The sequence below is a fragment of the Williamsia sp. D3 genome (assembly GCF_000506245.1).
GTDB classification, from domain to species: Bacteria; Actinomycetota; Actinomycetes; order Mycobacteriales; family Mycobacteriaceae; genus Williamsia; species Williamsia muralis.
Window position 1 is genome coordinate 127,973 of the sequence record NZ_AYTE01000047.1, and the last position, 13,141, is coordinate 141,113.

The 13,141-nt window shown below is 65.2% G+C and carries 9 protein-coding genes; 8 read left to right on the forward strand and 1 reads right to left on the reverse strand.

Features of this window, described 5'->3' with window-relative positions; all coding sequences use genetic code 11:
• Position 1: 1 nt before the first annotated feature.
• Together W823_RS53875 and W823_RS53880 are read left to right on the forward strand one after the other, a co-directional pair.
• Positions 2 to 673: a methionine ABC transporter permease gene (locus W823_RS53875; protein ID WP_023962693.1), complete on the forward strand. Its 672-nt coding sequence runs from the start codon at positions 2 to 4 to the stop codon at positions 671 to 673.
• 67 nt (positions 674 to 740) lie between these two features.
• A complete protein-coding gene (locus tag W823_RS53880) occupies positions 741 to 1,445 on the forward strand; it encodes a TetR/AcrR family transcriptional regulator (protein ID WP_023962695.1) in 705 nt (234 codons plus the stop codon).
• A 64-nt stretch (positions 1,446 to 1,509) separates the two neighbouring features.
• On the opposite strand, the gene W823_RS53885 is transcribed toward W823_RS53880, so the two are convergent.
• Positions 1,510 to 5,076, reverse strand: coding sequence for an indolepyruvate ferredoxin oxidoreductase family protein (locus W823_RS53885; RefSeq protein ID WP_023962697.1), 3,567 nt, complete (start codon positions 5,074 to 5,076; stop codon positions 1,510 to 1,512).
• A 268-nt stretch (positions 5,077 to 5,344) separates the two neighbouring features.
• Between W823_RS53885 and W823_RS53890 the strand changes: the two genes are divergently transcribed.
• From W823_RS53890 to W823_RS53915, 6 genes are read left to right on the forward strand one after another with little or no spacing between them, the layout of a single operon-like run.
• Entirely contained in the window at positions 5,345 to 6,928 is a 1,584-nt protein-coding gene (locus W823_RS53890; protein WP_023962700.1) for a carboxyl transferase domain-containing protein, read from the forward strand.
• A 7-nt stretch (positions 6,929 to 6,935) separates the two neighbouring features.
• Positions 6,936 to 8,936 carry an acetyl/propionyl/methylcrotonyl-CoA carboxylase subunit alpha gene (locus tag W823_RS53895; protein ID WP_023962702.1) on the forward strand — a complete coding sequence of 667 codons (2,001 nt, stop codon included), beginning with the start codon at positions 6,936 to 6,938 and terminating at the stop codon, positions 8,934 to 8,936.
• Positions 8,933 to 10,105 (forward strand): acyl-CoA dehydrogenase family protein, encoded by a 1,173-nt coding sequence (locus W823_RS53900; RefSeq protein ID WP_023962704.1) that lies wholly within the window; start codon positions 8,933 to 8,935, stop codon positions 10,103 to 10,105. The genes W823_RS53895 and W823_RS53900 overlap by 4 nt, the downstream gene beginning before the upstream one ends.
• Positions 10,102 to 10,623, forward strand: a complete 522-nt coding sequence (locus W823_RS53905; protein ID WP_023962706.1) for a MaoC family dehydratase — start codon at positions 10,102 to 10,104, stop codon at positions 10,621 to 10,623. Before W823_RS53900 ends, W823_RS53905 begins: the two co-directional genes overlap by 4 nt.
• Before the next feature lie 41 nt (positions 10,624 to 10,664).
• A complete protein-coding gene (locus tag W823_RS53910) occupies positions 10,665 to 11,495 on the forward strand; it encodes a CoA ester lyase (RefSeq protein ID WP_023962708.1) in 831 nt (276 codons plus the stop codon).
• A gap of 10 nt (positions 11,496 to 11,505) precedes the next feature.
• The gene (locus W823_RS53915; protein WP_023962710.1) at positions 11,506 to 13,137 is read left to right on the forward strand and encodes an AMP-binding protein; all 1,632 of its coding nucleotides are present in this window, start codon (positions 11,506 to 11,508) and stop codon (positions 13,135 to 13,137) included.
• The last annotated feature ends 4 nt before the right edge of the window (positions 13,138 to 13,141 follow it).

The window sequence follows — 13,141 nt, forward strand, 5'->3', positions numbered from 1 at the left end:
CGTGTTCCTCGGCGACATCATCACTCCAGAGCTGCGGCCGATCCTGTGGGACGCGGTCATCCAGACTTTCCAGCTCGTCGGTTTCACGCTGGTGATCGGCGGCGTCATCGGGCTGGGTCTCGGTGCCCTGCTCTACGCCACCCGCCCGACCAATCTGCTTGCCAACACGGTTGTCTACAACCTTCTCAACGTGGCGGTCAACATCGTCCGGCCGATCCCGTTCATCATCTTCATCACGGCCATGGCACCGCTCACCAAAGAGGTGATGGGCACCAGGATCGGTACCGAGGCAGCGATATTCCCGATGACGGTGATGGCTGTGTTCGTGATCGGGCGCGTGGTGGAGCAGAATCTCGTGGCCGTCGACCCGGGTGTGGTGGAGGCGGCGCGCGCGATGGGTACAAGCCGACTTCGCACGTTGCTGACGGTGGTGATCCCGGAAGGTCTTGCGCCGCTTGTGCTCGGCTACACATTCATCTTCGTCGCGATTGTGGACATGTCCGCGATGGCGGGATACGTCGGTGGCGGGGGGTTGGGCGACTTCGCCCAGCAATACGGCTATCAGCAATTCAACTGGAAGCTCACCGTGGTGGTCATCGCGATGCTCATCGTGTTGGTGCAACTGGGTCAGTGGCTCGGGAACCGGCTGGCCAGGCGCGCGTTGCATCGTTGACGTGCGGTGTGACGGCTGGGCGAACCCGTTCCCGACCCATGGGTCGGGCGGGTAACCTCAGCAGGCGATGACCACTGCATCAGCCGGAACTCCTGACGGGCCCGCAGAGCCCGCGGATGATGACGTCCACGAGTCGTCGGCAGAAACCCCGTCCGGACCCGCTCCGGTCACACGCAGGGGTCTGGCGAAAGCTGCGCGGCGGCGGGAGTTGCTGGCCGCAGCGGCACGTCTGATGGCCGAGCGAGGATTTGCGGGGGTCCGTCTCGAAGACATCGGCGCCGCGGTGGGTGTCAGCGGTCCGGCGATGTACCGGCACTTCACGGGCAAGGACGCAGTCCTGGCCGAGATGCTCATCAGCATCTCGGAACGGCTCTTCGACGGCGGCCAATCGGTGGTCGCCTCCACCGACGGACCCGACGAAGCACTGGACGGTCTGATCGACTTCCACGTACGGTTCGCGACCAGCGAGCCCGAGCTGATCCGCGTGCAGGATCGAGATTTCTCGTCACTCGCCTCCGAAGCCAGTCGCACGGTCAGACGTCTGCAGCGGCAGTACGTCGAACTGTGGGCCGACACGCTGATCCAGCTCGATGGCTCGATACCCCGGCAGGAAGCGCGGACGCGGGTTCAGGCCGTGTTCGGACTGATCAACTCCTCGCCGCGACTCCCGGATCTGGATGCCCGGCGTCTGCACGTGATCCTCGCTCGGATGGCTCACGCGGCTCTGCTGAGTTCGGGACCCCGGTGGTGCGACACCGCTGACCAGAGGTGACAGAACGCGAGGACGCCCACGTGCTCCTGGAGCGTCCTCGCGTACTGCGTGGGGTGCCGGTGGTTCAGATATTCAGTGCCGCAGTGTGTTCGGCCACTGCTTCGCGGTACCGGGCCACGTTGCGCATCTTGATGTCTTCGTATCCGCGCACCATGTCGGGCAGCTCGGCCACCGCAACAGCCGAAGGCATGTCGTCGGCGGTCAGCCGGCCGTCCGCAAAAGCCTCCAGCAACCGGGTGATGAGTTCGCGGTACTCGACGATCAGTGTCCGCTCGGTCTCGCGGACCTCGGCACGCGCAAACGGATCGAGCTTGGTGCCACGCAGGCGCTTGGCCTTCGCCAGTGACTTCAGCGCAGGCGTGCCCCAGGCCCCGATGGCGATCTTCTTGCGCATGCCCAGCGACCGGAGAGTCGGCGGATGCAGGCGCACCGCAACTTTTGCGTCTTCACCGAACTGGCCGGCGACCTCGGCTGCGAACTGGTGGTCCTGCGTGAGACGTGCCACTTCGTACTCGTCCTTGTAGGCCATGAGTTTGAACAAGTTGCGCGCCACGGCGTCGGTGAGGCCGCCCACCTCGGGCCGGCCTTCGGCTCGTGCGACGTCACCGACGAACCGGACGTAATCGGTTGCGTAGGAGACGCTCTGGTAGTCGATCAGTTCATCGACCCGGCGGCGCACCGTGCCCAGCACCTCGGTGCTCACACTGTCCAGCGACCGCGTGAGGGTGATGGCCCGGGTGCTGGGCTGCCACGGCGGGGGCGCCGGGTGTGCGGCCGCAACAGCAGATCTGACCGCCTCGCGATCGGCGACGATCTGCCGGCCACGGCGAAACGCCTGCAGATTGCGTTCGACGGCAACGCCGTTGAGCTCGATGGCACGCTCGATCGATTCGGCCGTGATCGGCATGGCTCCCGACTGGAATGCCGCACCCACCAGGAGCATGTTGGCGTACTGCTCGTCCCCGAAGAGTTCGAGCGTGAGTTCGCCGGCGTCGAGGTAGATGCCTCGTTGCACCGACCGGTCGATGGACGACGCGATCTGTGCATCGCTGGGGTAGGACACCGAGGTGTCGATGACCATTGCGCCTGTCGGGATCTTGGTGGTGGAGACGATGGCGGTGGTCTTGAGGGGCGAGGCCACCTTCAGGTTCGCCGGGTCCACGCCGACGAGTCCGTCGCACGACAGGTAGAGATCGCAGTCACCCGACGCGACTTTCGCCGCCTGTTCCACCACGCCCGAGCTGACCTTGACGTCGCTCACCACTGCGCCCCCCTTTTGCGCCAGCCCGGTCATGTCGACCGTGCGTGCCACGTGCCCGTCGAGAACGGCTGCGGTGGCGATCACCTGGGACACCGTGACAACCCCGGTGCCGCCGATACCCGTGACCCGGAGGGTGAATCCGTCGTCGATCCGTTTGGTGGCGGTGGGCGTCGGCAACACGTCGGCGTCGATGTTCGGCACCGTGTGGCGAACCCGAGCGGCCTCGCCGGGGGTGATCGTGACAAACGACGGGCAATCGCCTTTGAGGCACGAGAAGTCGAGATTGCACGAACTCTGATCGATCCGGGTCTTGCGACCGAACTCCGTCGACACCGGATGCACCGACAGGCAATTGGACTTCTCGCCGCAGTCTCCGCACCCCTCGCAGATCCGCTCGTTGATCATCACGCGCGTGGTGGGAGTCGGTTGCTCACCGCGCTTGCGCTTGCGCCGCTTCTCTGCAGCGCAATGCTGATCGTGGATGAGCACAGTGACACCCTCGATGGCCGCGAGCTCCTGCTGGATCTGCATCATGTCGTCTCGACTGCGCACCTCGACCCCGGGCGGTAGCTGCAGGGAGCGGGTGCGAATCGGATCGTCCGAGGTGACCACCACACGCCGAACCCTCTCGGCGAGAAGTAGTTTGGTGATCTGCGGCAGGTCCATCTGACCGACCGGGTTCTGTCCGCCCGTCATCGCGACCGTGCCGTTGAACAGCAGCTTGTAGGTGATGTTCGATCCGGCGGCGACCGCCGAACGCAACGCCAGCGATCCCGAGTGCATGAAGGTTCCGTCGCCGATGTTCTGCACGAAGTGTTTCTCGTCGACAAACGGGGAGATTCCCAGCCACTGCGCACCCTCGCCGCCCATCTGTGTGACTCCGGCGATGTCACCGACCTGGTCGGGGTCCATGAGCAAGACCATGGCGTGGCAACCGATCCCGGCGCCCACCAATGTTCCGTCGGCGACCTTGGTGGAGCTGTTGTGCGGACATCCCGAGCAGAAGTACGGGCTGCGCACTGCCAGCGGTAGTTCGATGCGGCCCCGACTGCGACCGCTGGTCTCGAGCCAGTTCGTGGCTTCAGGGATCTCGTGGTGACGGGAGAGTCGGTTCGCGAGACCGCGGGTGACCGAGTCGATGTCGAGTTCACCGAACCGCGAGAACAGGGTGGATCCGTCTTCGTTGGACTTGCCGACGATGTTCGGCACATCCGGGCGGCGGAACAGGATGTCGCGCATCATCGTTTCGAGAAAGTCTCGTTTCTCTTCGACCACGATGACCTCGTCGAGCCCGGCGATGAACTCGGTCATGATCTCGCGCTCGAACGGGTACACCATGCCCATCTTCAGGATCCGGATGCCCAGGCGGCCCAGGTCGGCGTCGGTGATCCCCATCAGCCGCAGCCCTTCGCGGACATCGAGGTAGGTCTTGCCCGCCGCGACGATGCCGATCCTGTCGTCCGGGGTGCGCGAGACGATCCGGTTGAGCCTGTTGATGCGTGCGTATTCCATCGCGCGGGGCAGACGGATCGTCAGCTGGTTCTGTTCGAGCTCCATGAGGTTGGCGCCCAACAGCTTTCCGCTGGGGACATGCGGACTGGTGCCGAGATCGCCGTAGATGGGGAGGATGCGGTCGGGGTGCACGTCAGCGGTGGATGCCCCGTCGGCGACATGGGCGGAGATCTTCATCGACGTCCACAGGCCGGACACCCTCGACATGATCGCGGCGTGGACTCCGAGATCGAGGATGTCCTGGGAGTCGGCGGGATAGAGAATCGGCATGTACAGGTCTGCCAGCGCCATCTCGGAGGCGCAGGGGACGGTGGAACTCTTGGCACCCGGATCATCGCCGACCAGGGCGACGGCACCGCCGGTGGGGTGGGTGCCGATGATGTTGGCGTGCCGGAGGGCGTCGGTGGCCCGGTCGAGGCCTGGAGCCTTGCCGTACCAGTAGCCGACGACGCCGTCGAGCGCACTGTTCTCTCCGCGGTTCGACAGTGTCCCGACCTGGGCTGCCACCTGCGAACCCATCACCGACGTCGCGGCGATCTCTTCGTTGAGTCCCGGGCGGTGCACCACGTCGAAGGGGTCGAGGTACTTGGCGCGACGGGCGATCTCGAGGTCGTACCCGGCGAGCGGAGAACCCTCGTAGCCGGAGATGAAGGACGCGGTGCGCAGATTCTGCCGGCGGTCGAGACGGGCCCGGTCACGAACCATCCGGACCAATGCCTGGATGCCGGTGAGGTAGACGGTCCCGGACTCGCGGGTGTAGCGGTCGTCCAGTGAGAAGGACTCGACGGAAGCGGCTGCTCCGCCCAGTGGATTGCGGTCGTGGTCGCCGTCGTGGTGGTTCTGCGTAACGAGGGTCATGGCTGTTTACCCGGCTCTCTATTGTGTTGTGCCGACCCGGGGGTGGTGGGTCGGAGCTTGTTCTTCGGTACCGCGATCGTACTTCAACCTGTGATGCGGGTCACGACGGATATCGGCGTGCGCGGATATCGGGGGCAGGCGATGTGTGCGGGCGTGGGCGGGATCGGCGAAACTTCGGCCGCGATGTCGCCAATCGCGTGACAATGGGTCTGCCAGCACTTACAGTGACTTCAGTTAATCGTTCCTAACTGAAAGGCGGTGGACGCCGGTGTCCACGACCGCAACCGCACCCCGGTGGCGTGCAACGCATGAAGCCAACGTGGCGGCTCTGCGTGCCCGACTGGATCGCGTGGCCCAGGGTGGCGGCGAGAAGGCGCGGGCCAGGCACCTGGACCGCGGGAAACTGCTGCCTCGTGACCGGGTCGACACGCTTCTCGATGCCGGGAGTCCGTTCTTGGAGATTGCGCCGCTGGCGGCCGAGGACATGTACGGCGGCAAGGCGCCCGCGGCGGGGGTGATCGCCGGCATCGGGCGGGTGGCCGGACGTGAGTGCGTGGTGATCGCCAACGACGCGACGGTGTCGGGCGGCACCTACTACCCGGTGACCGTGAAGAAGCATCTGCGAGCCCAGGAGGTGGCGGCGGCGAACCGGTTGCCGTGTATCTACCTGGTCGACTCCGGCGGCGCGATGTTGCTGCAGCAGGACGAGGTCTTTCCCGACCGCGACCATTTCGGGCGCATCTTCTTCAATCAGGCCAACATGAGTGCGGCAGGTATCCCGCAGATCTCGGCTGTGCTCGGGTCGTCCACAGCCGGTGGTGCCTACGTGCCGGCCATGAGTGACGAGACGGTGATCGTGCGCGATCAGGGCACCATCTTCCTCGCCGGACCGCCACTGGTGAAGGCCGCAACCGGAGAAGATGTCAGCGCCGAGGACCTCGGTGGCGGACTGATGCACTCGACCGTGTCCGGGGTGACCGACCACCTCGCGGACAACGACGAGGACGCGCTCGAACGGGTACGGCGGATCGTCGCCACGCTCGGGCCGGCCGACCCCCCGCAATGGGACGTGCAGCCGGTTCGCGAACCTGTTGCGGCGCAGACCGATCTCTACGACGTGGTCCCCACCGATGCTCGTACCCCGTACGACGTTCGTGCGGTGATCGAGATCATCTGCGACGCCGGTCAATACGATGAGTTCAAGGCGGGATACGGGACGTCGCTGGTCACCGCATTCGCCCACATCCATGGCCACCCTGTCGGCATCATCGCCAACAATGGCGTGTTGTTCAGTGAAAGTGCGCTCAAGGGAGCGCATTTCATCGAACTGTGCGACAAACGCAAGATTCCTCTGGTGTTCCTGCAGAACATCACCGGGTTCATGGTGGGACGGGAATACGAGCAGGGCGGGATCGCCAAGAACGGCGCCAAGATGGTCACCGCGGTGGCTTGCGCTCGGGTGCCCAAGTTCACCGTGATGATCGGTGGATCGTTCGGTGCCGGCAACTATTCGATGTGTGGGCGTGCCTACTCGCCACGGTTTCTGTGGATGTGGCCCAATGCACGCATCTCGGTGATGGGTGGACCGCAGGCTGCCGACACCTTGGCGACCGTGCGGCGCAACCAGATCGAGCGTGGCGGTCAGGAGTGGTCTGCGGAGGACGAGGAACAGTTCAAGTCGCCGATTCGCGAGCAGTTCGAAACACAATCGGACGCCTATTACTCCACCGCACGGCTATGGGATGACGGCGTGATCGATCCCGCCGACACCCGCACCGTGCTCGGGCTGGCATTGGCCGCCGCGCGCAACGCACCGCTCGCGCCGGTGTCCTACGGCGTCTTTCGGATGTGATGTGGCGATGAAACAGATAGACACGGTACTGGTCGCCAACCGCGGGGAGATCGCCTGCCGGGTGATCCGCACTCTGCGGCAAGCGGGAGTCCGCAGCGTTGCGGTGTACTCGGACGCAGATTCTGATTCGCTGCACGTGGCCATGGCCGACGAGGCCGTCCGACTCGGCCCGGCTGCGGCCACCGAGAGCTACCTGAAGATCGACGCAGTGATCGCTGCCGCACAGAGTGTCGGCGCCGATGCGGTACATCCCGGATACGGATTCCTCTCGGAGAACGCGGCATTCGCACGTGCACTGGCGGAGGCGTCGATCGTCTTCCTCGGCCCGCCGGCAGCGGCGATAGAGATCATGGGCGACAAGATCGCCGCGCGGGAGGCTGTGTCGGCCCGCGCCGTCCCCGTGGTTCCCGGCATCTCCCGGCCCGGGCTCACTGACGACGACCTGATCGCGGCAGCGTCCGACATCGGGTTCCCCGTGCTCATCAAACCGAGCGCGGGCGGTGGCGGCAAAGGGATGCACCGCGTTGCCGATCCGGCCGACCTGCCTGCGGCGCTGCGGACCGCCCGGCGCGAGGCCAAGGCGGCATTCGGCGATGACACGCTGTTTCTCGAACGGTTCGTGGACACCCCGCGTCATATCGAGGTCCAGGTACTCGCAGATACCCACGGCAACGTGGTGCATCTCGGTGAGCGCGAATGTTCCCTCCAGCGACGGCACCAGAAGGTCATCGAGGAGGCGCCCTCGGCGCTGCTTGACACCGCCACGCGTGCCCGCATCGGCGCGGCGGCCTGCGACGCGGCGCGGTCGGTCGGCTACACCGGCGCCGGAACGGTGGAGTTCATCGTCTCGGCACACAAACCCGACGAGTTCTTCTTCATGGAGATGAACACCCGTCTGCAGGTGGAACACCCGGTCACCGAGATGGTCACCGGCGTCGACCTCGTCGACTGGCAGCTGCGGGTGGCCCGGGGGGACAAACTGGATTTCGCCCAGGACGACGTGACGATGACCGGCCACGCAATCGAAGCCCGGGTGTACGCCGAAGACCCTGCTGCCGGATTCCTTCCCACCGGTGGGTCCCTGCTCCTCGTGAACGAACCCGCAGGCCCTGGTGTCCGGGTCGACTCGGGCATCGTCACCGGAGACGTGGTGGGCAGCGACTACGACCCCATGCTCGCGAAGGTCATCGTCCACGGCGATGATCGTGCCGATGCCATCGCCCGTCTGGATGCGGCGTTGGCGCGCACCCACGTGCTCGGCGTTCGCACCAACATCGGGTTCTGCCGCCACGTACTCGACCAGCCCGACGTTCGGGCCGCAGAGCTCGACACCGAGCTGCTCGACCGCCTCGTCGTCGACTACCGCGAACCCCCGCCCCCTTTCGAGGCGCTGGCATTGGTCGGGCTTCACCGGGTGCGAACCGGTCGCAGCGGTGAGACACCGTGGACCTCGCAGGTTGGCTGGCGCGTCGGTGGACCAGCACCTACAAGGACACGACTGCAGGTCGGGGACGATGTGGTGACGGTCGCGGTGACCGGACCGGAGACCGACGCCCGCGTCACCATCGGTGACCGTACAGCCACAGCGTCGGTGTCCGGCGAGCGACTCACCCTCGACGGCATGACGTCGAGATGGCTGATCGTGCAGGCACCACCGAAGCCGGCCGCAGGCCATCGGACCGACAGTCCGGGGCATTACTGGGTCAGCGGCCCGGCCGGTACCTGGGAAATTGCCGAGTCGAAGATCCTGCGGTCGTCCACCGATGCCGAGGAACTCGGGGAGATCACCAGTCCCATGCCGGGAACCGTTGTCGCCGTGCTGCATCCAGGAGGCGAGTCGGTGGAGGCCGGTACGCCCGTACTGGTGGTCGAGGCGATGAAGATGGAACACACGCTGACCGCTCCACGTGCCGGTGACCTGTCGGTGGTGGTCGCTGTCGGCGACAAGGTCACCAGCGGCCAGCGGCTGGCAACAATCATCGACCACTCGGAAGGAAATCCCACATGACCATCACCGACGACCTGACGGTCGAGTACGACGAACTGCGCAGGACAGTGGCCGACTTCGCACAGTCGGTGGTTGCCCCGGTATCGGCCAAACACGATGCCGAACACACCTTCCCGTACGAGGTGGTGCGCCAGATGGGGGAGATGGGCCTGTTCGGTCTGCCGTTCGGTGAGGAATACGGCGGGATGGGAGGGGACTACTTCGCGCTGTCGCTGGCGCTCGAGGAACTGGGCAAGGTGGACCAGTCGGTGGCCATCACCCTCGAAGCCGGTGTGGGCCTCGGCGCCATGCCGATCTACCGGTTCGGTACCGAAGAGCAGAAGCAGAAGTGGCTGCCGGACCTGATCGCCGGCCGCGCGTTGGCAGGGTTCGGGCTCACCGAGCCGGGCGCGGGCTCGGATGCGGGTGCCACCGCCACCACGGCCAAGCAGGACGGCGACGAGTGGATCATCAACGGGGCCAAACAATTCATCACCAACTCCGGCACCGACATCACCTCGCTGGTCACCGTCACGGCCGTCACCGGAGCGCGGTCACCGGGGCCGGACGGGTCGGCCCGCAAGGAGATCTCGACGATCATCGTGCCCAGCGACACAGAGGGTTTCACCGCCGAGCCCGCATACAACAAGGTGGGGTGGAACGCGTCGGACACCCACCCGCTCAGTTTCAGTGACGCGCGGGTGCCCGCGGAGAATCTGCTCGGTGAACGCGGCCGCGGCTACGCCAACTTCCTGTCCATCCTCGACGAGGGACGAATCGCGATCGCGGCGTTGGCGACCGGGGTGGCGCAGGGCTGCGTGGACGAGAGTGTGAAGTACGCCAAGGAACGTCACTCATTCGGCAAGGCCATCGGCGAATACCAATCGGTGTCGTTTGCCATCGCCCGGATGGAGGCTCGCGCACACACCGCGCGCACCGCGTACTACCACGCGGCATCGAAGATGCTCGCCGGCAAACCGTTCAAGAAGGAGGCGGCGATCGCCAAGCTGGTCTCGAGCGAGGCCGCCATGGACAACGCACGCATGGCCACGCAGATCCACGGCGGCTACGGCTTCATGAACGAATATCCGGTGGCACGCCATTACCGGGATTCGAAGATCCTGGAGATCGGCGAGGGCACCACCGAGGTGCAGTTGATGCTGATCGCGCGCGAGCTGGGCTTCGCATGACCGGCGAGAACGAGACGGACCGCCAGAGCGAGGGCTCGCCGCAACCACGTCGGGTCACCCAGCGCGGCTTGTGGTTTGACGAGTTCGAGGTGGACACGGTGTACGAGCACCGGCCAGGGCGGACGGTCACCGAGGCCGACAACGTCTTGTTCACCACCCTGACCATGAACACCCAGGCACTGCATCTCGACGCGGCGTACGCCGCCGAACAACCGGGTTTCGGTGGGGAGCGCCTGGTGAACTCGATGTTCACCCTCTCGACGATCGTCGGATTGTCGGTGAGTCAATTGACGCAGGGAACCCTGGTGGCCAATCTCGGTTTCTCGGAGATCGCGTTCCCCGCACCGCTCTTCCACGGTGACACGCTGTATGCCGAGACCGAATGCACGGGAAAACGGGAAAGCAAATCCAGACCCGGCGAGGGCGTGGTGTCATTGCGTCACATCGGAAGAAACCAGCACGGCGACGTGGTTGCTGTAGCTCAGCGGTCCACGCTCGTGCGCAAGCGCGTCACGTGAGGTCCAGACAGGTGGCGCACCGAGACATAGGAGGAGCACCGGTGACCAACTGGAGTCCGCCCGGCCCGGCCATTCTGTTCTGCCCCGCAGATCGTCCCGAGCGGTATGCCAAAGCTGCAGAGCGCGCCGACGCGGTCATCATCGACCTCGAGGATGCGGTGCGCCCGGAGGCGCGCGAGGCCGCTCGCGAAGCACTGATCAACAACCCGATCGACCCGAACATCACCATCGTGCGGATCAACGCCGCCGGCACCGGTGACCACTACCGCGACCTCAAAGCCCTCGCGCAGACGGCGTACCGCGTTGTCATGCTGTCCAAGAGTGAGACCGCCGAGGATCTGTCACAGGTCGGGTACCAGGTGATCGCCTTGATCGAGACCCCCGCCGGTGCCCTGGCCGTGGAGCAGATCGCCTCGTCGCCGAACTGCATCGGGCTGATGTGGGGCGCCGAAGACCTCGTCGCCGCCATGGGCGGGCGGTCGAGCCGGTTCAGCACCGGCGAAGCCAACGCCGGACGTTATCGAGACGTGGTCAGGCAGGTTCGCGGAATGGTTCGGTTGGCCTGCGCAGCCCACGGGCGCTTCGCCGTCGACTCGGTACACATCGACATCGCCGACACCGACGGTCTGCACGCAGAGGCGCTCGACGCGGTGAACCTGGGCTACGAGGCCACCGCGTGTATCCACCCTTCGCAGGTGGATATCGTTCGAGCGGCCTACCGGCCCACTGACGACGAGATCCGTTGGGCGGAACAAATTCTGGGTGCCGACAAAGACAACACCGGCGGGGTCTTCCAGGTCGGCGGCCAGATGATCGACTCACCCCTGTTGGGACAGGCGGAGGCGATCATGCGCCGCGCCGAATCACACTAGGAGCGCTTTCATGGCAACACCTGAGCCCTCGCACGCAGAGGGGCTGCCGCAACCGCCGCTGCTCACCGTCACGATCGGGGAGTCGTTGCGACAGACCGCCGAGAGATTCGGTGACAACGAGGCCCTGGTCGACGTTCCGACCGGTCGTCGATGGACCTATCGCGAGTTCCGTGACCAGGTGCGTGCGTTGGCTGCCGGCCTGGCACGCAGTGGCCTGGTGCCTGGCGACCGAATCGGGTTGTGGGCCCCCAACTGTGCGGAATGGGTGCTGACTCAGTACGCGGCGGCGGAGTCGGGTCTGATCCTCGTCAACCTGAATCCGGCCTACCGCCAGACCGAGATCGAGTTCGCGTTGCAACAGTCGGGAACGCGCACCGTGATCGCTGCACGGCAGTTCCGCGACGCCGACTACGCCGGGATGCTCACCACCGCCATCGACAACTGTCCCGACCTCGCATCGGTGGTGCTACTCGGTTCCGATGAATGGTCCGAACTGCTCTCGACCGCAACACAATCAGAGTTGTCCGCACTCGACGACATCGCGTCGACGCTGACACCCGACGACCCGATCAACATCCAGTACACCTCCGGCACAACAGGTAATCCCAAGGGTGCCACCCTGTCCCACCGGAACATCCTCAACAACGGCTATCTGGTGGGGGAGCTGTGCAATTACACCGACCAGGACCGGATCTGCATCCCTGTGCCGTTCTACCACTGTTTCGGCATGGTGATGGGAAACCTGGCGGCCACCACCCACGGCTCGGCGATGGTGATTCCGGCACCAGGGTTCGACGCCGCCAAGACGCTCGATGCTGTTGCGGGCGAACGCTGCACGAGCTTGTACGGCGTTCCGACGATGTTCATCGCCGAGCTCGCGCTGGCCGATTTCGACACCTATGACCTGAGCTCCCTGCGCACGGGGATCATGGCCGGATCGCCGTGCCCGGCGGAGGTGATGCGGCAGGTGATCGACAAGATGCACATGTCGGAGGTGTCCATCTGTTACGGCATGACCGAGACGTCGCCCGTGTCGACGCAAACGCGCTCCGACGATACGTTCGACCGGCGTGTGGGCACCGTCGGCCGGGTTGCACCACACCTGGAGATCAAGGTCGTCGACCCGGTCTCGGGGGACACCGTGCCCCGCGGCGACGTCGGCGAGTTCTGCACCCGTGGTTACAGCGTCATGATCGGATACTGGAACCAGCCCGACAAGACGGCCGAGGCCATCGACGGCGACGGCTGGATGCACACCGGCGATCTGGCCGTCATGGATGAGGACGGTTATGTCCAGATCACCGGCCGCATCAAAGACATGGTGATCCGCGGCGGTGAGAACATCTACCCCCGCGAGATCGAGGAGTTCCTCTACACCCATCCCGACATCCTCGACGCCCAGGTCATCGGGGTGCCGGATGAGAAATACGGCGAGGAGTTGATGGCATGGGTGCAATTGCGTGACGGCGTCAGCGATTTCACCGTCGACGATCTCCGCGCGTTCGCCGACGGAAAGATTGCCCGACACAAGATTCCCAGATATGTCCACGTGGTCGAAGCGTTCCCGATGACGGTCACGGGCAAGATCCGCAAGGTCCAGATGCGGGAGAGTGCGCTGGACATCCTCGGAATCGGCCGATGAGTCG